This is a genomic window from Fervidobacterium sp. (genome assembly GCF_059913585.1).
On sequence record NZ_DBOLZL010000016.1, the window covers coordinates 37673 to 59648 of the forward strand.

At 41.1% G+C, this 21976-nt stretch carries 20 protein-coding genes; 2 read left to right on the plus strand and 18 right to left on the minus strand.

The genetic code is table 11. The features are described 5' to 3' along the window. Nucleotides 1-118: 118 nt before the first annotated feature. From AC3M61_RS06435 to AC3M61_RS06455, 5 genes are all read right to left on the minus strand, one after another. Nucleotides 119-1423, minus strand: coding sequence for a pyrimidine-nucleoside phosphorylase (locus tag AC3M61_RS06435; RefSeq protein ID WP_500780059.1), 1305 nt, complete (start codon nt 1421-1423; stop codon nt 119-121). Nucleotides 1424-1446: 23 nt separating this feature from the next. Next, entirely contained in the window at nt 1447-2736 is a 1290-nt protein-coding gene (locus AC3M61_RS06440) for a sensor histidine kinase (RefSeq protein ID WP_500780060.1), read from the minus strand. 4 nt (nt 2737-2740) lie between these two features. Next, a complete protein-coding gene (locus AC3M61_RS06445; protein ID WP_500780061.1) occupies nt 2741-3463 on the minus strand; it encodes a winged helix-turn-helix domain-containing protein in 723 nt (240 codons plus the stop codon). Nucleotides 3464-3670: 207 nt separating this feature from the next. Further along, nucleotides 3671-5224 (minus strand): capsule assembly Wzi family protein, encoded by a 1554-nt coding sequence (locus AC3M61_RS06450; RefSeq protein WP_500780062.1) that lies wholly within the window; start codon nt 5222-5224, stop codon nt 3671-3673. After that, nucleotides 5175-5783 (minus strand): hypothetical protein, encoded by a 609-nt coding sequence (locus tag AC3M61_RS06455; protein ID WP_500780063.1) that lies wholly within the window; start codon nt 5781-5783, stop codon nt 5175-5177. The genes AC3M61_RS06450 and AC3M61_RS06455 overlap by 50 nt, the downstream gene beginning before the upstream one ends. 178 nt (nt 5784-5961) lie before the next feature. Here AC3M61_RS06455 and AC3M61_RS06460 point away from each other — a divergent pair, with 178 nt between their 5' ends. Then, a complete protein-coding gene (locus tag AC3M61_RS06460; RefSeq protein ID WP_500780064.1) occupies nt 5962-6834 on the plus strand; it encodes an Hsp33 family molecular chaperone HslO in 873 nt (290 codons plus the stop codon). 81 nt (nt 6835-6915) lie between these two features. Here the strand turns inward: AC3M61_RS06460 and AC3M61_RS06465 are convergent, their stop codons facing one another. The 13 genes from AC3M61_RS06465 to glgD form a co-directional block, all read right to left on the minus strand. Beyond that, on the minus strand, nt 6916-8787 hold the full coding sequence (locus tag AC3M61_RS06465; RefSeq protein WP_500780065.1) for an SDR family NAD(P)-dependent oxidoreductase: 1872 nt from the start codon (nt 8785-8787) through the stop codon (nt 6916-6918). Then, the gene (gene murA, locus AC3M61_RS06470; RefSeq protein WP_500780066.1) at nt 8784-10055 is read right to left on the minus strand and encodes a UDP-N-acetylglucosamine 1-carboxyvinyltransferase; all 1272 of its coding nucleotides are present in this window, start codon (nt 10053-10055) and stop codon (nt 8784-8786) included. Before murA ends, AC3M61_RS06465 begins: the two co-directional genes overlap by 4 nt. Before the next feature lie 42 nt (nt 10056-10097). Then, nucleotides 10098-10697, minus strand: coding sequence for a diguanylate cyclase domain-containing protein (locus tag AC3M61_RS06475; protein ID WP_500780067.1), 600 nt, complete (start codon nt 10695-10697; stop codon nt 10098-10100). A gap of 59 nt (nt 10698-10756) precedes the next feature. Further along, a complete protein-coding gene (locus AC3M61_RS06480) occupies nt 10757-11389 on the minus strand; it encodes a hypothetical protein (RefSeq protein WP_500780068.1) in 633 nt (210 codons plus the stop codon). Further along, nucleotides 11386-12399 (minus strand): rod shape-determining protein, encoded by a 1014-nt coding sequence (locus AC3M61_RS06485; protein ID WP_500780069.1) that lies wholly within the window; start codon nt 12397-12399, stop codon nt 11386-11388. The genes AC3M61_RS06480 and AC3M61_RS06485 overlap by 4 nt, the downstream gene beginning before the upstream one ends. Then, entirely contained in the window at nt 12399-15002 is a 2604-nt protein-coding gene (gene alaS / locus AC3M61_RS06490) for an alanine--tRNA ligase (RefSeq protein WP_500780070.1), read from the minus strand. The genes AC3M61_RS06485 and alaS overlap by 1 nt, the downstream gene beginning before the upstream one ends. A 56-nt stretch (nt 15003-15058) precedes the next feature. Continuing rightward, a complete protein-coding gene (locus AC3M61_RS06495; RefSeq protein WP_500780071.1) occupies nt 15059-15922 on the minus strand; it encodes a phosphatidate cytidylyltransferase in 864 nt (287 codons plus the stop codon). A 1-nt stretch (nt 15923) separates the two neighbouring features. Then, nucleotides 15924-16628: a polyprenyl diphosphate synthase gene (gene uppS / locus AC3M61_RS06500; protein ID WP_500780072.1), complete on the minus strand. Its 705-nt coding sequence runs from the start codon at nt 16626-16628 to the stop codon at nt 15924-15926. Further along, entirely contained in the window at nt 16628-17182 is a 555-nt protein-coding gene (frr, locus tag AC3M61_RS06505; RefSeq protein WP_029684072.1) for a ribosome recycling factor, read from the minus strand. The genes uppS and frr overlap by 1 nt, the downstream gene beginning before the upstream one ends. Before the next feature lie 48 nt (nt 17183-17230). Then, a complete protein-coding gene (locus AC3M61_RS06510; protein ID WP_500780073.1) occupies nt 17231-18211 on the minus strand; it encodes a 2-C-methyl-D-erythritol 2,4-cyclodiphosphate synthase in 981 nt (326 codons plus the stop codon). A 51-nt stretch (nt 18212-18262) separates the two neighbouring features. Next, nucleotides 18263-19249: a DUF4899 domain-containing protein gene (locus AC3M61_RS06515; RefSeq protein ID WP_500780074.1), complete on the minus strand. Its 987-nt coding sequence runs from the start codon at nt 19247-19249 to the stop codon at nt 18263-18265. A 49-nt stretch (nt 19250-19298) separates the two neighbouring features. Beyond that, nucleotides 19299-20546 (minus strand): glucose-1-phosphate adenylyltransferase, encoded by a 1248-nt coding sequence (locus tag AC3M61_RS06520; protein WP_500780075.1) that lies wholly within the window; start codon nt 20544-20546, stop codon nt 19299-19301. Nucleotides 20547-20625: 79 nt separating this feature from the next. Beyond that, nucleotides 20626-21741, minus strand: a complete 1116-nt coding sequence (gene glgD / locus AC3M61_RS06525) for a glucose-1-phosphate adenylyltransferase subunit GlgD (RefSeq protein WP_500780076.1) — start codon at nt 21739-21741, stop codon at nt 20626-20628. Nucleotides 21742-21864: 123 nt separating this feature from the next. On the opposite strand from glgD, the gene AC3M61_RS06530 reads away from it, so the two are divergent. Continuing rightward, nucleotides 21865-21976, plus strand: a 112-nt coding sequence (locus tag AC3M61_RS06530) for a transposase (protein WP_500780080.1), incomplete at its 3' end; no start/stop codon positions are given.

The following is a 21976-nucleotide window of genomic DNA, read 5'->3' on the forward strand; positions in this document are numbered from 1 at the left end:
ATGGCAATTATACCATGTTTAAATGCTTTAATCAAGAACAGCAAAAGGAAACAAAAAAGGGGCTGTGTTCCTCAGCCCCCTCAGGTTGTCTCGTTTTCTTTTTCAATCTTTGAAAACTTTATTTCACAATTCCTAAGATTATCGGTTTGTGCTCAGGTTTTTGGTCACTGAAGATGTAGCTTTCCGATAACAGTTTTAGTGCAGATTCTACGTCGCTTTTTTCAGAGATGTACAGTTTTGCAATAGGTTCACCTTTTTTCACATAATCGCCGAGTTTTTTGAGTATTTCGATACCAACGCGGTAATCGATTGTGTCTTCTTTTGTCTTTCTTCCTGCACCAAGGTAGTTCGAAGCGATGCCTATTTTTTCGGTATCTATAGCTGTTATGTATCCATCCTGTGGTGCGATGAAATCTACTGTTTTATCGGTCATGGGTAGTATTTCCATTGGTCTGTCGACAACCTCTGGGTTGCCACCTTGGTATTCAACAAGTTGTCTGAACTTTTCAAGTGCCTTTCCACTTTCTAAAGCTTCTTTAGCCATAGCAAGGCATTCTTCAAATGTCCCTTTTTCAGCTAGATGGCACATCCAAGCAGCCAAGTTCAGACACAACTGTGTGAAATCTTCAGGCCCTCTTCCTTTCAGTGTTTCTATCGCTTCAAGCACTTCGAGTGAATTGCCGACCATCTTTCCAAGTGGCACGTCCATGTTTGTGAGGACAGCTACAGCCTTTTTTCCATGTGCCTTTGCTATTCCAACCATTGCTTCCGCAAGTTCAGTCGCTTGTTCTAATGTTTTCATGAACGCACCACTACCTACTTTGACATCGAGCACGTAACCATCCGCTCCACCTGCGAGTTTTTTGCTCATGATACTCGAGGCAATAAGCGATACTTCATCAACAGTTGCTGTTGCATCACGAAGAGCGTATATCTTTTTATCGGCAGGAACAAGGTTCGCTGTTTGTCCAACTATTGCAATGCCAATTTTTCTGACGTTTTCGAAAAACTCTTCCTGCAATAGGGCTGTGCGAAAGCCTGGTATAGATTCGAGTTTGTCTATCGTTCCACCCGTGTGACCAAGTGCCCTACCAGACATCTTTGCAACAGGCACACCAAGTGAAGCAACAATGGGTCCAACAACAAGCGTTGTTTTATCTCCCACACCACCAGTTGAGTGTTTGTCTATCTTTATCCCTGGGATGGAAGATAGGTCTATCCTATCACCTGAATTTGCCATAACTTTTGTTAAAATAGCGCGTTCTTCTGGGTCCATGTGACGGAAGTAAATCGCCATGAGGAATGCCGCCATCTGATAATCCGGAACTTCTCCTTTTACATAGCCATTAACCATGAACTCTATTTCTTCTTTTGAAAGTTTTCCTCCGTTTCTCTTCTTGAGGATTATATCGTAAGCTCTCATTTGCTACCGCCTCCATATGTCTGTCAATTGCCTGCTTTTTGTTCACTGCTTGTTTTGGATGGTTGTTCTTCTTTGTATTTATCGAAAAACACCCTGAATATAGTCCCCTCACCAACTTTGCTTTCAAATGTAATAGTTGCGTTGTGACGTTCAGCAATCGTTTTTACGATTGAAAGACCAAGGCCCGTTCCTCCAACCTTTCTGCTTCGAGCTTTGTCGACACGGTAGAACCTTTCAAACAATCTCTTTTGTGCGTCTTCCGGAATACCAGGACCTGTATCTTTTACCTCAAAGACGATTTTTCCCTCTTTTTCATAACACCTTGCGATAACTCGCTTTTCTCCAGATTCTTTGGTTGATGTGTACTTCACAGCGTTATCGACAAGGTTTAGAACCATCTGGACAAGTCTATCGAAATCTCCCCAGACAATTTTTGGTTCATCGCACTCCATCTCAAGTTCCACTCCGTAATCATGAGCAAGCGGCTCAACAATGCTGTAAACCCTATCCATTACCTGACACATTTCAACAGGTGCAAAGTTGAATTTCGTATCGCCAGATTCGAGCTTTTCTAAATCAAGTAGGTCGTTGATTAACCTTGTCATTCGAGCAGATTCGCTTTCTATTACATTAAGGAACTTCCTGACGAGTTCTTTGTTCGAGAGGTCATCTTCAAGGAGTGCTTCGGCATACCCGTGGATAGAAGTTAGTGGTGTTCTGAGTTCGTGCGATACGTTTGATATGAACTCTCTTCTTAATTTATCAAGTTGTTTTTCTTTCGTTGTATCGTGCAAGACTATTATGTAACGTTCGCTTTCTTCATCGAATTTTATCGGCACAATCTTTGCATCGTAATATCGTGTCTCAGCATCTACAACCAAAGACACATCCGCACTTTGCATTTCTCCTGTTTCAAGTGCTTTCTCGAATAATTCGAGTAGATGGTAGTTTTCGATGATATCGTATACCCTTCTACCTTCGATACCGGGACGTGTGATATCTCGTGCGGCGATGTTAGCAAAGGTCACAACACCATCGCCTCGCACGATTATTATTGGGTCAGTTATGTTGTTGAGGATAGTGAATATATTGCGTCTTTCACGCTCGGTTTCGGTAATTCTCTTTTCCAGTTCTTCTAATTTTTTCCTCAAGCGCTCATAAATGTATAGGGGAGGAGTGCCTGCCTCCTCTCCTATACTTAAAGCTATTTTATCCAAATATTTCGCGTATATTCTTTCGTTCCTTCTTGCTAAGATGAAAAGAATTGCAAATGTAACAGCAAGGATGATACTAACAATTGTAATAACTATCATCTACTTATTGTTCTTCCTTTCCTGGGTCTCTAAATTTGTATCCTTTCCCGCGCACGGTTACAACATACCTTGGATTTGAAGGGTCTTCTTCGATTTTTGTTCTCAACCTTCTGATGTGCACGTCAACTGTTCTTGTATCGCCGAAGTAGTCGTAACCCCAGAGTTTGTCAAGAAGTACATCTCTTGAAAAGACCTTCCCTTCATTTTCGGCAAGGAATCTGAGTAAGTCGAATTCAAGTGGTGTAAGGCTGACTTTCTTACCCTTCACTCTAACTTCGTATTTGTCGATATCGATTTCGAGGTCTTTTGCAACTATCTTCTTTGGTTTTTCTTCTTTTACAACATTTCCAAGTTGCATCCTTCTGAAGACTGCTCTAATCCTTGCAAGGAGTTCCCTAATGCTGAACGGTTTAACTATGTAATCATCCGCACCGAGTTCTAAACCGAGCACTTTGTCAAATTCTTCTCCCTTTGCGCTGAGGAATATTACAGGAGTTAGCTTGTGTTTTTCCGTTGCACGAATGTGTCTTACGAATTCGAAACCATCCATGTTTGGAAGCATAATGTCAACGATAAACATGTCAACGTCTTTGTCTTTCATCTCTTGTAACGCTTTTTCAGCATCCTCCACTGGGATGACCTCGTACCCCTCTTTTTGTAAAGTAAAGCTAACCAATTCGAGAATCTCGGGCTGGTCGTCGATAACCATAATCGTCTTTTTTGCCATGCTTTTCCCTCCTTAAAATGATGTTGAATTTCTTTAAGATTATACCACAAACGTTTACCTTCTGTAAAGAGTTTTTTTATACCGTTGAGCTAAGTTTAAATGTTACATTGTTACAATGGTTAATAACTAAAAAAGCCCTGCTTTAAAGTGCAGGGCAAACTATAAAGTTTATATGAGCAGAAAAAATTCAGCTTGAACTTGGCAAACTCAAAAAGTACTCTTGTAATTGACTGAGAGGAAATATTTATCAAAATCAATTGTTTTGTAAAACACCGAGAAGTTCCCCCATGTCAGTTTCAGTGAAAATATGTTGTAACTTTTTTCCCCAGCCTTTGGAGGTGTTGTTGCACCGGCCTCAGAAACGTTCCCTGGCCAAGAATCCCAGAACCATTTCCACCGTATCGTTCCGTTATCGTCGACCAAGCCTTTTGTCAAAAGGTTGTACATGAATTGGAAATCTGCACCGAGTAGGCTACCTTCTAAACCAACTGAGAACATCTTTGCATCAGGTCCGTAGATAAAGCCAAGGGGGTAGTCAAACATGAGTCGACCACCGGGATTGTTCTCTAAATCAAAGTGTCGAACGTTTATTCTCAAATATGGCAGATAATTTGTCACATACATCCATTCAGACGTTTCGGCGTATTCTATCCACAAAGACAGGTCGTTGAAATGAAACTTAATGCCGATGTCGTAAGCGGTAGCATGTGGTTTATAACTGGAGCCATATTCGGTTGGTGTTTGAGCATCGTCCACAACATACTCTCCATACAAGCTAAGAGATTTCCAAACAAACGTGAAATCAACGCTACCTGTAACGTTTCTGTAGCCTTCTCCGTAGGTGTTATGATAGATAAGTATAGGGTTCAGGTCTATTAAATCAAGGTGTTTACCGCCAACAATGTTCAGTTCACCAAAACCCAACCTTAAGTTGATGCCTCCATACGTGTTGTAAAAATCCAATCTGTGGGCAATTATCCATTTTGATGGCTCGTAGAAGTATCTGCCTGATGTGTGTTGATCAGAGTAGTGTGTTTGAATGTAGTATTCGTTAGGTGAAAGCAATGGATAGGATGTTATCGCATGGAATGTGTAAGTCATGCCCGGGAATCTTATTGCGAATGTTGCGTTATCTTGGTAAGTCGTTGGAGAGATGTGGACTGGGAATTTTGCATCGCCCCATTTCAGTGGAAACCGTCCTATTGCGAAGAATAGTTGCTCATTGACGTAGTAGATATATCCTATAGTTGGGAAATTTAGGTCTACGGAAAGTCTGCTCATATCAAGGGGGTTAAGCAAGTTAAATGGCAAGTTATTCCCATCTGAAAGTGTCAGTAACGTGTTTCTGTATTCTTTTTTCAATGGCAACTCAAGGTAATATCCCACGTTCCCTGTTGAGTAATCGAAGACAAGGTTCAAAAAAGGTGGTATCTCTTCCGGCAAGTAAAAGATGTTCTGGGCAGGATTTGCCGGAACTCCCCACCAACCGGCGTTTTTGGTCACTATGGTATTCGACCAATTGGCTGTGTAGAGTGAGAAGTTTATTTCTAAACGTGTTTGCGCTGTTTTTGATGGATTTCCAAGCCACAACTCAGGCACTGGATAAGCACCTGTTAACTTGGGTTGAGCACTGTCGGGAACCAGGATATGTGAAAAGGCTGTCGGTAAGAATAGAAAAGTTACGAGAACTATGATTGCAACTTTTAATGTTTTAAATCCTTCTGAAAGCATCGAGAACCGCCTCTGCAACGGCTTTTTCATAACTACCTTCGATGACAGCTGTTCCGATTATGCTTTCTTCTACGTTATTGTATTGCTTTGTTATATGCACAAGCACATACTTTTTGCCAACGAAATAAACTTCAGCAATGTCATCGAAAGAGAGTGCGAAGTCATGGATTTCCGAAAGCGCATTTAAAACGGCGTTGCCAATAATCCTAGGAATATTTCTCGATGTCTTAGGACCTACGAATTCACCGTAGAATTCTTCTTCACCGTGTTCTATCGTGACCGTTACACGAATGTTTCTTTCATCGATATGCTCAACCTTCAAATTGGATATCTGATATGGAAGAACTTTTTGAGTCTTTACATCAGATTCGACTTGCGCAATGGAGATGATTTTCCTATCAAGTCTTATACCCGTGCTTGCAAGTACAACGGTTTCAATGTCCCTCACAAGTTGTTTGGGACTTTTGTCACTCGTTGTAATCACATGGATTTCATGTAGTCCAGCTCCATCGCCAACAACTTTGACTGCCTTCACACCGGGAACTTTAGATATTAGCTCCTCGATTTTAACAACATCTACCACAGGCATAGTATCCCCCCATTCTGGGATAACATTCTAAACATATCAACTGAATTATATCACAAACTTTACTAAAAGATGCTATAGTTTTTTAACTTTTCATGCGATTTGCTTCTTGCTATTTTACTGGAAAATTGTTAAACTTATGATGCAAGAAAGCGGTGGAATAATAATTGGAGGTGAAATCATGGCTAAATTACTCTACGGAACCGCTTACGGTGGGATGATTAGATTTTCAATAACCGACTCGAAAGATGTTGTCCATGAACTTAGAGAAAGGCACAAACTTTCGTATTTGCCAACCGTTGTGCTTGGAAGGTTAGTTACTGCTTCAATATTAGTTATCCCTTGGCTTGGAGAAAGGGAGACTATAACGTTTGTGATTAGTAGTAAAGGACCTGCAGGTAATGTTGTTGCACAATCAACATGGAAAGGGACAGTTCGAGGATATATAACAAATACGAATTTCGAGTTGGAAAAGAACGAATTTGGAAAATTCGACGTTAAAGGTGCTATTGTCGGTGGCGATTTGACTGTTGTAAGGGATGTGGGCCTTAAGACTCCACTGGTGTCCAAAGTGCCAATTGTATCCGGTGAGATTGCCGAGGACATCGCTTATTATTACACAAAATCTGAACAAATCCCATCTGCTTTCGCTCTTGGAGTATTGATGGACAAAGATGGTGTTGCAAAAGCCGGTGGACTCGCGATTCAGATTTTGGATAAGAGCATTTCTGAGGAGATTGTGTCCGGAATAGAGAAAAGGTTAAGTGGATTTGCCATCACCAGCTATCTAGGAGAAAAGAGTTTGGAAGATATTGCAAGATACGTGCTTGGAACCGAGGAGTTATTGTTCGAAGAGATGAACGTTATTTTCCAGTGCTTGTGTAGTAGGGAAAAAGCGTTCGAATCATTAAAGGTCTTAGACCTCAGTGATTTGGATGAGATGCTTGGAGAAGGGAAAGCAGAAGTTACTTGCAAATGGTGTTCGACGGTTTATACGTTTGGACCGGAAGAAATTAAGGTTGTGATTGAGGAAAAGAAAAAATCGATGGATTGAAATCAGAGACAAAATAAATTAAAAATGGCAGGGCTAATTTTTCCACGTCCTGCCATTTTTTGTTTTTTCACTTACTAAAGTTTATTCATTGGAATTTACTGAACTCACAATCTTTTGCAGTAAATCGAGTGCTTCTTTTTCTTTTCCCAAAACGTAAAGTTCCATCGATCGTTTGACAATAATTTCTATCTCATCCGAGTTTAAAACAATTTGAGTATACCTAACGCGAGAAATTTTGGGATGGTCCGTTGGTTCTGGTTTTTCGAACTCGTAAAATAACTCTTCCTCTAATTTTTCACCAGGCACAGCACCTGTGTAAATTATCGGTATGTCCGGTTTCCCCATCAGCTTTGCCAATGTCTTTGCTACTTTCTCTACGGGAATTTGTTCCCCCATGTCAAGCACGTAAAGCTCTCTCTTGCTGGAAAATGCTCCGGATTGTATCACCAAGGAGACGGCTTCCGGTATACTCATCCAGTAGCGTTTCATCCTTGGGTCTGTTATCGTCAGCGGGCCACCCTTTTCAATTTGTTTTTTGAATTTCCACAACACGCTTCCTCGACTGCCTATAACGTTTCCAAATCGCACGATTGCGATACGTGTGCTACAAGTTTCAGGGATTGTTAAAAGGTAAATTTCTGCAATCCGTTTGCTAAGTCCCATGTAGGAAGTTGGATGGACAGCCTTATCTGTAGAGATGAAGACGAATCTTTCGACATTGTATTTGCACGAAAGTTTCACTAAGTTTATTGTGCCAAGAGTGTTTACCCTCAACGCTTCGTAGAGATTTGTTTGCATGAAAAATACATGCTTGTGAGCAGCTGCGTGGAACACAATCTGAGGTTTATAACTTGAAAAGACTTGTTCCATGAATTTTTCATCTGTAACATCAGCAATTACAGGAATTAGTTCAAAAGGCACGCTTTTGTCTTTAAGTTCGTTGTATATCTCGTATATACTATTCTCACCACGGCCGAGCAAGATAAGTTTTTTCGGTGAGAAATTCGCAACCTGTCTTGCAATTTCCGAACCGATACTTCCACCCGCACCGGTAACCAAGACTGTCTTTCCCGATATGTACCCACTTATGGAGTTTAGGTCAACTGTGACAGGTTCCCTACCGATGATATCTTGGATAGAAATCTCCCTAAGATCCGCAATTGTTGGTTCTCTATCGAGCAATTGAGAGATTGGGGGGAACGTTTTTAATGTTACGTGTTTTCCGCTGACTTTATCTGAAACTCTTGCGATGAGTTCCTTCGATGCCGAAGGAATTGCTATCAATATCTCGTCGAGCTCGAGTTCATTGATGAATTTGTCTATCTCGTCGATTGTCCCAACAACTTTTACATTAGCTATCGTCCTATGCAATTTTGCAGGGTCATCGTCAAAGAAAGCAACTACGCGACCATAATTTGTGCGTTTTATTTCATTGAGTAATACGACCCCTGCATCGCCAGCACCGACTATACCTATGCGCTTTCCAGAACTTTTGCGAATACCAAGTAAGAATTGATACGTAGTTCGAGCACTGAAGAGTAGAAAGTAACCACCGAGGAATGTGAGCATCCCCACAGACCTCGGTAGGACGGTGATTCGTGTAAAGTGTATAAAAATCACCGTTAAAGCGTAGCCTATGAAAAGTCCTCTGAGAAGTTTAAGAAATTCAACAGGCTGGGCGTAACGCCAAACGATTTTGTATGTGCCATTGAATAGATTTGATATTGCTGTAAACATTATTAATAGTAAAACACCTGGTGCGTATTTGCGCATTTCTGTAAAGTCAAATCCAAACCTCACGAAAAGAGCGATAGCACCAGATAAAAAAAGTAGGGCGGTATCAATGAAGAAAAGCCACAGGTTTCTTGAGGATTTTAAAAGCTGTTTGATTTTTGAGTGTTCCAACATGCTTTTTCTCTGTGAATTTTCTTTCTTTTGTGTTTTATCGGTCAAATTTCTGGAACACCTCCGGGCACGTATTTGATTTTTGCACCGATTTTTTCAAATTTTTCAATGACGTTCTCATAGCCTCTAAATATATGCTCAACCTGGGTAACTTCCGTTGTTCCTTCGGCGGCAAGTCCTGCTATCACCAATGCGGCAGTCGCTCTTAAATCCGTGCCCATCACTGCAGTTCCTTCTAACTTTGGAACCCCGTTTATAAAGACCGTGTTGTCCTTTATTCTCATATCCGCACCCATTCTGACGAGCTCACCAACGTGTGCAAAGCGTGTCTTAAATACGTTTTCTGTAACTGTGCTTGAACCATCCGCAAGTGAGAGGTAAACGATTATCTGTGGTTGTAAATCTGTTGGGAATCCTGGATAAGGTAGCACGTTGATATCGCAACCTTTCCAACGGTTCCAGGATTTGACTTCAACAAAGTCCGTTCCTTTTTTGACAACCGCACCCGTTCTTTCGAGCACAAACCACAACGCATCAAGGTGTGATGGATTTACGTTCTTAACAACCCCTTCACCACGTGTTGCAAGGAATGCGATAGCGTACGTGCCAGCTTCTATTCTGTCGGGGATAACCGTGTGTTCGCAACCGTGCAGTTGTTTGACACCTTCAACAACAATCCTACTTGTTCCAGCACCCGAAATTTTCGCACCCATTTTATTCAGTAAATTCTGAAGGTCAACTATTTCCGGTTCCATGGCAGCGTTTTCAATAATAGTAACACCAGGTAGTATCGCTGCAGTGCTCATTATATGCTCTGTAGCACCCACACTTGGAAATGGAAGATAGACTGTCACCTCTTCTTGTTTCGTTCCACGCTTGGCTAATATCTCACCATGGTCGTAAGTGACTTCAAAGCCAAGCCTTTTGAGGCCTTCAATGTGGAAATCCACAGGACGGACACCTATAGCACAACCACCTGGGAGCGGTGTGCTTGCTTCTCCCATGAGGGCTGCTATCGGTCCAAGGACGTTAAACGATGCTCGCATCTTTCTTACTAAATCGTAAGGCACATGCGTCTGCTGGATAGATCCAGATATGTGGACTGTGTTTTTGTCTTTTTCAAATAACACTTTCTTACCTGTCGTTCTCAATATATCTATCATCGTTTCAACATCAGCTAGAACTGGCACTTTGTGTAGAATTACTTCTTCCTCAGTTAGAAGTGCAGCAGCCAACAAAGGAAGCGCAGAATTTTTTGCTCCAGAAATCTCGACTTCACCTGTCAGCTGCGACCTCTCGACAATTATTGAGCCCATCTTTAAAGCTCCTTTCAGTAGCTAGAATATTGCGTGCTTTAGTTATTGAACCATCTTAACGAGTTCTTCAAGGTTTGTTGAATCTTCAGGATACGCTGCAAATTTTACCGTTGCGTCGATGTTGTGCAAAGCCAGCGCGTTTTTTATTCGCTCTTTAACTTTCAATGCATTTTCTTTTGTGATTTCGGTTAACAGAACTATGAACTGGTCTTCTGCAGACCTTCCGACGCTGTCAAGTGGAACTCTGACAAGTTCTTTGAGCAACTTTCCAATGCTCAATAAAGCGTGTTCTTTTTCCATCTGTTCGAGTTTATCGAAGTTGTTGATTGTGATCGTCACAAGAGCGTATCCGAAGTTTTCCTCAAACGCCTTTTGATGGTAGTAGGATATGAGTTTTAAAATATGTTCATGCGAGTAAACCCTTGTGAGCGGGTCTATCATTCTACGTGTCCCAACATCTTTGATGAAATCATCAAAGACCTCGAACTGCTTTTTCATTATGAAGGAATATTCACTTAAAAGCATCTCAAGCTCAGATTCGCGCATCTTTAGTCTGGAAACCTCGTCCTCCAATTCACGCACTTTTTGGATAAGCTCTTCTTTTGTTAATTTTCCGTAATCCATGTTGTCCATAGCTACCATGATTGTTCCCCCCTGTCATGAGGATTCATCTAATTCAACCTGATTGGAATTATGTTTTATTACTTTTTTCCATCATCATCGTTCCCATAGCTTTCAAGCAAAATGACTTTTTTTGAAACTTTTGGAATGTTAATTCTGAAAATTCCGTTCTCATAATATCCCAAGTGCATACCGTAGTTTTTTAGAAGCTTTCCATATGGTAAGTATTCAGACATATAGACCTTCGCTTGAAGTTTTTCTAACGATACGTTTGGGTCCGGAATAGTGATTCTATAGCCCTTGTAGTAACCAGTGACGGTAACATCCGTTGCTACAAGGGTCACCGGAAATTCAGACTCCCACCATTTGGAAACATACCCCACACTTCCTGTCTTTTCAACAAATCCCACGAGTTGACCTTTCTCGTTTAAGACTATACCTGGTTTATTTAAATTTCGCACATAGTAACCTTTCAGCTCTTCGCTTAGAACAAGTAGCTCATCTGGTTTTTCGTTGAAGAAAATTCTTATATTCTGAACTGTTATGTGCTTTTCAAAATAGTCTTCAAGAAATATTTTCGCACTGAAAAGCGGCGACGCAGCCATTGAAAATACCGAATGGATAGTTCGTGATATACTATTGTCTGTAAACACATCAAGAAAAAAGACGGTTAATAAAATAACAAACATTAAAGATATATAGTTAATCCTCATTCTGCGCTCTTCAACCTCGCCAGTATGTCGATTTTATCAAGGACCAAACCTGCACCTTTCGCCACACAACTGAGCGGGTCTTCTGCTTGGTAAACCTTTATGCCCGTTTCTTTCGACAACAAATCAGTAATACCGCGTAGTAATGAACCACCACCTGCAATAACTATCCCTCGCTCGGTGATATCTGCAACAAGTTCTGGAGGTGTTTTCTCAAGAGTCACTTTTGCAGTTTCAACAATTTGCATAGCTGTTGGCCGAATCGCTTCTCTGATTTCACCACCGGTTAGTATCAATCTTTTTGGTAGGCCTGAAGATAATTCTATTCCAACAACCTCGGTCTGTAGTTCGTCAAACTCTTTGAGTGGATAGACATTACCGATTTCTATCTTAACACGTTCGGCAGTTCTTACACCTATTGTAACTCTGTATATCTCTCTAACATATTGCATTATCGCCTCATCAAATTCATCACCTGCTATTCTGGTGGATGTTGCGGTAACTATGGAACCAAGTGAAATAACGGCTGCTTCCGTTGTTCCTCCGCCGATATCTATTATCATGCTACCTTGCGGTTCTTCGACGGGAAGGCCCGCACCCAAAGCAGCAGCCATGGGCTCTTCAATCAAGAATACCTTTTTAGCCCCCGCTTCTTTACCAGCGGTGAGCAACGCCCGGCTCTCAACTTCTGTTACACCGTAGGGAACCCCGATAACAACCCTTGGACGGAAGAACGAAAATTTTTCTTGTGCCTTGTTTATGAAATACGTAAGCATAGCGAGTGCAACATCGTAATCCGCTATAACCCCGTCTTTCAAAGGTCTGATAGCCTGGATGTACGACGGTGTTTTACCAAGCATCTTCTTGGCTTCAGCCCCAACTTTTATTATTTCGTTTGTTTCAACGTTAATTGCAATGACCGACGGCTCGTTGATAACTATGCCCTTACCACGCACGTAAACCAGGGTATTTGCCGTTCCGAGATCTATTCCTAAATCAGACCTGCCAAACATCACTGCACTTCCTTTCTCATTATCTTTTCAAATATCTCTATCGCTTCTGGAATCTTTTCTGGGAGTTTCCCTCCGGCTTGTGCAAATGTTGGGCTTCCTCCTCCACCACCACCGAGGATTTTCGCCACAGCCTTAGCGATGTTTCCAGCGTGGTATTCGTTGGTCAATTCTTTTGGCGCTTTCACTGTGAAGACAACTTTTTCCCCAAGTCTGGAAATAAGTAAGACAACCCCTTTGATTCTCTCAGAGACCTCGTCTGTCAATTCTTTTAGAACCTCTGGGTCAATATCTTCAAACACTGCGGATACGTAGTTTACGTTGTTCCAAGTTTTGACATTACTTGTTACACTCTCTGGATTGACAAGCTTTTTCTTGAGGTTGGCAAGCTCGCGCTCCAATGATTTCCTTTCTTCTATGAGTTTTTCCACTTTCATTACTAATTCGTTAACCGGTGCTTCAAGTTTGTCTTTTAGACTTTCTAATATCTCGTCTTGCCTGCGCACGTATGCAAGAGAATTGAAGCCAGTTATTGCTTCTATCCTTCTAACGCCTGCACTTACTGCACTTTCTGATACTATTTTAAATAGCCCAATTTCTCCTGTGTTCTTAACGTGTGTTCCACCACAGAGCTCTTCACTAAAATCAGCCACTTTTACAACCCTTACGTAATCTCCGTATTTTTCTTCAAAGAGTGCCATGGCGCCTTCTTTTACGGCTTCATCGTAGCTCTTCACTTCTGTAACGACCGGGATGGCATTAAGTATTACCTCGTTCACCAGGTCTTCTATCATTGTTATCTGCTCTTTTGTAAGTGCTTGGTAGTGTGTAAAGTCAAATCTCAATCTCTCCGGTTCAACGAGCGAACCTGCTTGACGCACATGAGTTCCCAAGACTTTTCTTAGCGCAGCGTGGAGTAAGTGTGTAGCAGTGTGGTTTCTCATCGTCCATTTTCTGATAGGGTCAACTTTGGAGATGACCTTCTGACCCACACTGAGTTTTCCTGTTAATTTCCCTCTGTGAACAATAATACCTTCCACTGGGTTGTAGACATATTCAACTTCGAATTCGCCACCTTCCCAAGTGATTGTTCCCTTGTCTGATACCTGTCCACCCTTTTCGGCGTAGAACGGTGTGACATCCAAGACTATCTCGCACTGGACTGGTTCTGAAGCTTCTACACTGTCAACAAATTCGTTATCTTTTCTGATTTTTACAACGGTTCCTTCGGACTCCATTGTGTCGTAACCCACGAAAACGGTCTCTAAGTCAAGTGTTTCATAACCTGTCTTTTGGGCAAACTCGACTTCACCCTGTGCTTTTCTTGACCTTTCGCGTTGCTGTTGTAAGTATTCCTCGAAACCTCTTTCATCAAGTTCGTAGTTGTTTTCTTGTGCGATATCGCGTAGTATATCTATTGGGAAGCCGTATGTATCATACAGTTTGAACGCATCTTCTGCGGTTATTTTTCCCTTTGTTTCAATAATTCTTTGGACAAGCTCAAGACCTCTTGAGAGGTTCGAAATGAATTTGAGTTCTTCACCTTTGACTATGTTTTCAACAAAACTGCGTTTTTCCACTATTTCAGGATATATGTGGCCCATTTTTTGAACAACGCTTTCAACTATCTTGTAAAGGAACGGCTCTTTTGCACCAAGAAGAACCCCATGTCTTAAAGCCCTTCTGAGAACCCTTCTTAGCACGTATCCTCTTCCTTCGTTTGATGGAAGCACACCATCGGCTATCATGAATGTGACCGCTCTAACATGGTCAGCAATAACCCTTATGGAAACATCTTTTTTCGGGTCTTCTTTGTATTTAACTTTTAGGACATTTTGTATTCTTTCGATGATTGGAGCAAACAGGTCTGTATCGAAATTCCAAAGCACTCCTTGCATCATCGCAGAGATTCTTTCAAGACCTGCACCTGTGTCTATGTTTTTCCTCGGCAATGGGTGGAGGTTGCCCTCCTCGTCTTGGTAGAATTCTGTGAAAACGAGGTTCCAGATTTCAATAAACCTTCCGTCGGTATTCGCCGGTGTTGGTATACCTCCATCTTTAACAGGCACTTCAAGACCTGTATCGTAATGAATTTCAGAGCATGGTCCACATGGACCTGTAGGACCTGCAGGTCCCCAGAAGTTGTCCTCTTTGCCCATTCTGATTATCTTGTGTTCCGGAACACCTATACTTTTCCAAATCTCGAAAGCCTCATCATCGTATTCGTAAATAGTTACCCAGAGTTTTTCCTCTGGCATCTCAAGAACTTTCGTCACAAATTCCCATGCCCATTCAATTGCCTCTTTTTTGAAGTAATCACCAAAAGAAAAGTTACCGAGCATTTCAAAGAATGTATGGTGTCTCGGAGTCCTTCCCACGTTCTCTATATCGTTTGTTCGAATACATTTCTGGCAAGTAGTAACCCTTGTATAAACAGGGTCAACCTTTCCCCAGAAGATAGGTTTGAATGGAACCATACCAGCAACGGTGAACATGAGTTGGGGGTCATCCGGTATGAGCGATGCACTCGGTAACCGTTTATGCCCTTTGCTTTCAAAGAATGAAAGAAACGCTTCTCGTATTTCGTCACTGGTCATGTATTTCATTAATCTTCGCACCTCCGATTTAAACGTTTTAGATTACTTTTTCGATTTTTTTTGTATCAGTAGAACAGATTCAAAACAATGTAAATAACAGGTGTCATGAACAACAGTCCATCGATTCTATCGAGCATCCCACCATGTCCTGGCATAAGGTTGCCCATATGCTTAACTCCGTAATGTCTTTTTATGGATGATTCAAAAATGTCTCCGAACGTATCGAAAATTCCGGTCACGAAGGCAAGTATGAGTGCCAATAAAAGATCTATGTGCATACGGGATTTAAAAACACTGTTGGCAACAAATTGGTAGACCAAGATATAGATGAATGTTCCAAACACGCCACCGTAAAAACCTTCCCAACTTTTGTTCGGGCTGTAATAACTGCCGAACTTGTGTTTGCCCATAGTCATACCAAACGCATAGGCAAAACTGTCGTAAGACCAGGAAAGTGTTAGTGTGAGTAATGCGATTGCTGCTCCATGTTTGTCATACAGCGGGATGAAAAACGAAAGCAAAAAGCTTATATAAATTAGGGCTATAGAATACGCAAAGTAGACCTCCGTTATTATATCTTTATTCTTAACCCTGCTTAGCGCGAAGATTACTCCAACCATAAAAATAGCCGCTAACAATTCCATTGGGTTGTTACGGAACGCAACACCATAGAGAACTGGGTAAGTTGTTACCAAAGCTGTGTAAATTATAGAAAGCCAGGGATCGTGTTTTTTCAATGTGGTAAAGAAAAATTCCCCTGAAGATATCATCACAATGGCTGCAACAAGCCCCACCAAGCTGGGATATGATACGAAACAAAAGACAACAAACGGTGCAACTATGAAAGCACTTATAACCCTTTGGATGGTTTCTTTTTTCAGAGAATTGTTCCTTACCACGCTTTTGTTAGTATTGTTCTGCCCACGCATTTTAACCGTTTATCCCCCCGAAACGTCGCTCACGACGTCTGTAAGATTCTATCGCTTTATCAAGTTCTTCCTCATTAAAATCGGGCCAAAGAACTTCACTGAAATACAGTTCACTGTAAGCACCTTGCCATATCAAAAAGTTGCTGATTCTCATTTCACCTGAGGTTCTGATTATGAGATCCGGATCTGGGATATCCGGTGCGTAGAGATAATTTCTAAAGGTTTCGTCGTTCAAATCCTTAGTCTGAATCCTTGATTCTAAGATTTTCTTCACCGCATCTATGATTTCCGCCCTACCACCGTAATTTAAGGCAAGTATCGCTTGTATCCTATCAAATTTGCTTGTTTTTTCTTCGTATTCGTAGCATTTTTGTTTTACAGGCTCGGGGAGTTCGTGAATCCTTCCAATGAACCGTAATCTTACTTGCTCTTTTGCCATGCGTTCGTAGAATTCACCTATTTTTTCAACGAGTAAGCCTAATATAAAATTGACTTCCTCAGGTGGGCGTTTCCAGTTCTCTGTTGAAAACGCATAGAACGTGGCGTACTTTACGCCACGTTCAGCGCACCATCGAACAACGTCTTCTATTTTGTATGCTCCAACGTAATGACCGTATGTTCGAGGCTTTCCTTGACGCTTAGCCCATCGACCATTTCCGTCCATTATGAATGCGATATGCGTTAGTGGTTGTGGTTCTCTGGACATCAGAATTCCATTATCTCCTTTTCTTTCTTTTCGAATAGTTTATCCAGCTCGGCTATATATTTGTCTGTGAGGTTTTGTATTTCTTTTTCAAGCCTTTTTTCATCATCTTCTGATATCTTTCCTTCTTTTTTTGCATCTTTGACGTCCTTCAATACATCTCTTCTGATATTTCTGACAGCTATCTTTCCTTCTTCCACAATCTCCTTAGCCTTTTTAACCCATTTTTGCCTTTGTTCCGTTGTTGGTGTTGGGAAGTTAATTCTTACAACGGTTCCATCGTTCACAGGTGTAAGTCCCAAATCACTTGCAAGAATCGCCTTTTCTATCGCAGATAGTAGGTTCCTTTCCCAAGGTTTGACTATGAGTTGCCTTTCCTCTGTTGTCACTTGGGCAACTTGAAGAACGGGAGTTGGGACACCGTAGTAATCTACTTTAATCTCCTCAAGAACAGCGGGCGTTGCCCTTCCTGTTCTTAGGTGTTTAAGTTCTTCTGCAATCTTTTCGACAGATTTTTTCATCTTTTCTTCTGCCTGTTTCAGGAAGGAATTCACCATCTCTCACACCTCCACCTTTCTATTTTTTAATCTTTAGATTTTCAAGCTTCAAACTTTGTCAACATTGGTTATGCATATCGCAGTTATTCCCTTCATCTCAGACTCAGGGTATACTCCGTTGCCAGATTTGAATTTTATCGATACCGGACAACCCAAGACATTTTCAAGCTTTTCCGATATCTTCTCTCGATAATCTTTTAGCTTAATCGGTGAAATTATAACACAATCCGCGGATGATGGGAAGAAACCGCTTTTGTTAACAGTTTGAACAACTATTTCAAGCATTTCCAAGCTACTCCGTCCTTTGTTTTCGTCATCTTCTGGAAAGATTGCTCCTATGTCTTTTTTTAAAGATACTCCAAGTAGGCTATCGATGAGTGCATGGCAAAGGACATCCGCATCGGAATGGCCATGGAGGCCTACCTGAGATTGTATGTGAACTCCACCAAGTATTAATTTCCTTCCCTGAACAAGTGGATGAGTATCCCATCCCAGACCTGTTAATGTGTGGTAATCGCAAAATTTGGAAAATCGTTTCAGTTTTGGATGAATCTGCACCTCCTCGGTGAAATTGAAACGTTCGTATACGTCAGAATCTATTGTGTCGACTATTACTTTCTTGTACCTACTGGACTTGATAAACCTGTACAAAAGCAGTTCTTTCAGCTCCCCAGCCAAGGATAGGATATACAAATCATCAATTGAGAAATCAAACAATATCCTTTCGATGATGTAAATCATCTTCGCACCTACTGGTATTATCTTCAATCCAAGTATACGGAACCACCTTTGGTATCCGTGACGAAATTCTGCCTTGGTTGCATACAGTAGAACCGCCTTTACATTTTCTCCATCTTGGAGCACAATGCAATTCTTCTTTACAAAAGGTGGTATATCGGATTCAAAAGCCTTTTTCAAGTATTTCGGTGCATTTTTTCCGAAGAGTTCATCATAGAACGCTTTCTTTTCTTCGTATATTAAACTTACTACCTTGTCGATATTGTCTTTATTTACAACCGTTGTTTGCAAAATACCACCTCTGGCTTTGAAATCATCTTGAAGATTATCCTCAGCCCAAGACTACTTGCTAAATAAATAGACAATAATAAGCAAAGCACCCGTGACTAAAAGAGTAGTCATAAGCGAGATAAGAAGTTCTGATCCTGTTGTAGATGGTATTTCAACTTTGATGGTTTTCGGATATTTTTCATGTTTTTCCTTTGGTTCATATTCATGCTGTCTTTTCTTTTTAAGAAAGTACGTTTCATCACTGAGAATTTTCAGAGCCGGACTGACAAGTGATTTTGCTATTAATCCGTCGTCTAATTCGACTTTTATCAGATAAAGGTTGCCACCTTTTACTCGAACAAGCTCTTTGCTCAGAAGCGTTGCTTCTATGGAAAGTTTATCTTTGTCAAAATTTGGGAATTTCTCACGGATTTGTTTTTCGTATTTGCCAGGGTTAAGAATTACAACTGGGATTTTGTCTCCAACATCAAACTGGACAATCGAAGCACCGTTGATAGGGTCAATAACGGGAAAGACCTCGGGTAAATCTGCCACGTCGGGGCGTGTGTAAGATTTCGTTACGTTTTCATCGGAAAAATCTTCCTGCATCGAAAGGAACGTATAAGCTGAGTATTCTTCCAAGAGCATTCCTTGGGCTTTCACAAAGATTTCCATCTTTGGGCTCCACTCTTCAAGTAAATCACCGATGATAACTTTAAGTACCTCGGTGTCGTTTTCTTTTATCGCGGTAGAAAACTCTATGCCCAAAGGTATCTTTCCACGGCGGTTCATCATGTTGTTAAGATATGCAAGGAAAGCTATGGTAACATCGTAAACACCTGATAATTCCTTTACTTTTTGTTTCGCTATTTCAAGTTTTTCTTTAAATTCTCTAAGGTCTTCCTCCAAAGTTATGTCGTCCACTAACTCAGAGTAACGAAAAGGAACTACCAGAAAGTCGAAATCTGGTGCTCCATTGGTCTTTCCAAAGAAATATCCAACTATTTCTTCTGCTGTTCCCTTACTCCGTGCCCTTACCTTTATAAAGTAAAGGTCCACCCTGATTCCTCCTTCTGGTTGCTAAAGCCAATTTTTTTGTGTTGAGACATCACACGAAATAACCACCGCTTTCTATCTTTGTGCCTTTTGGAACAATTTTATCGTTGCCGATAACTACATTTTTACCGAACTCGCAATCTTCCTCCACTACCGTGTCCATTCCAACAACAGTGATGGGTGAGTTATACACTTTCTTATCGTATTTGCTCTCAGCGTACTCACCTAATCCTATTTTGCAACCGTTTTTGATAATTGTGTTTTCCGCAATAATTGCATCTTCAATTATCACATTATCACCAATTTCTACCTTTGTCATTATTACACTGTTTCTGACCACACTGTTTTGTCCAATAACGACACCTTGTGAAATAATGCTATTTTCAACTAAACCGCATATTTCACACCCTTCACTGACAATTGAATTTCTTACCTCACCAGCCGGGGATATATACGCTGGTTGCATCTCTTCAGACCTCGTATATATCCTCCAGTTTGGGTCATGTATATTAAATGGCGGAATGGGTCTGACAAGTTCTAAGTTTGTTTCCCAGTAAGACATAATTGTTCCCACATCTTGCCAGTAACCTTCAAACGGGAATGCGTAAACTCTTTCTGTAGACAATATCTTTGGAATCACATTCTTTCCGAAATCGTGCTCACTTGTCTCATCTTTTGCATCTTCGATAAGCGCCTGCTTTATGAAATCCCAGTTGAAAACATAGATACCAAGTGAGGCGAGATTCGATTTCGGTTGTTTTGGCTTTTCCTGGAAGTCGATAATCTTGTAATCGATATCGGTTACCATGATACCAAACCTGTGCGCCTCAGAAATTGGCACTTCCATACAAGCTATCGTTGCCAGTGCACCCTTTGACACGTGGTAATAAACAAACTCGCTGTAATCCATCGAGTAGATGTGGTCACCTGATAACACCACAACATATTCAGGATTGTATTCATCTACAAATTCTATGTTCTGGTAGACCGCATCTGCAGTACCTTTGTACCAAACACTCTCAGTCAACGTAGAATAAGGTTGGAGTATAGTTACTCCTCCGCCTTTTCTGTCCAAGTCCCAAGGTTTACCAATTCCAATATGTTTGTTGAGCAAATGGGGTCTGTACTGAGCAAGAACTCCCACCCTGTAAATGCCGGAGTTAACACAATTGCTCAGTGTGAAATCTATTATCCTGTACTTTCCTCCAAATTGTACAGCAGGTTTCGGAATCTTCTCAGTCAATACACCTAATCGTGTACCTTGTCCACCAGCAAGTATCAAAGCAACTACATTTGTCATTATAAACACCCCCAGATTAAACATGGAAAAAAGGAAGCAAACGCCATGAAAAATGCAAAAACTCACGCAAATGAAAACATCAGACTACCATCCACTTTTCGAGCACAACGGGCTCAAAGTCTCCGACAAGCATCTGTTCCGCCCTTATCACACAGTTTTTATCAATTATCGCATTTCTAACGATTGCACCTTCTTCTATTACTGTGTCCTGCATTACAATGGAGTTCTCAACTCTTGCACCTGCTTTTACGACAACCCCTCTGAATAGCACAGAATTCTTAACGTTACCCGAGATTATACAACCATCAGCTATAATTGAATTGCTCACTTTTGCGGTATTAGTATATTTTGCGGGTGGATAGTCTTTTAGCTTAGTATAAACTTTACCGTATTTGACGAAAAGTTCCTCACGAAGAGCTTGACTGCTCAACACTTCCATATTCATCTTGTAATATTCGTTAATACCTTTTTTGACATTTCTCCAATATCCCTTGAATTCGAACGCATACACACGAAGTTTCGAAAGATTTGGTATAACGACATCCAGAAGTAAATCGTATTTACCTGCTGGAACCGTGTCATACAGAAGCTCGAGTAGTAGGTATTTGTTGATAAAGTAAACTCCCAAGAAGGCTTTTCGAGTTGGTGGGTTTTGGACTTTTTCTTTTATCTCTACAATCCTTCCATCAGGTTCCGTAACAACTGTTCCATAATGGGTTATATCGTATGTGTCATCCAATTCCTTAACAAGCAACGTAATGTCTGCACTTTTCGCAAAATGGTATCTAAACAAGTCGTCGTAAAGCATTTTGTATATATGGTCACCTGAGCCTATTAAGACGTAATCTTCATCGCCCCTACGAAGCATTGTTGTGTTTTGGAAGATAGCATCCGCAGTCCCTCGATACCAGTATTCACCAGTCATACCAATGTAGGGTTGTAGTATGTAAAGACCACCGTGTTTTCTATCAAGGTCCCATTCTTTCCCAGAACCGAGGTGGTCCATCAGACTTCTTGGATTGTATTGCGTTAGAACCCCTACTTTGTATATCCCGGAATTTACCATGTTACTGAGCGTGAAATCTATAGCCCTGTATTTTCCAAATACTGGAACTGCGGCACTTGCCCTTTTATACACAAGCTTACCCAGAGCATCACTTTTACCGCCAGCCAGAATTAACCCTAACACCTTCATTGGACCACCCCCAAGTGTGTTACGATAATGTTAACTAAAAGTATTGAAACTATCCAAAAACCGCATTATTCTTTAAATAGGGGACACCCCCCAACAACTCTTATCTAAAGGAGGTATCCCGATATGAATAACTCAACACCTTCTTGCCCAAAGTGTGGCTCTACCAACTTCTACAAAAACGGTCATGACAAATATGGTAACCAACAATTCTTCTGCAAAAATTGCAAACGTACTT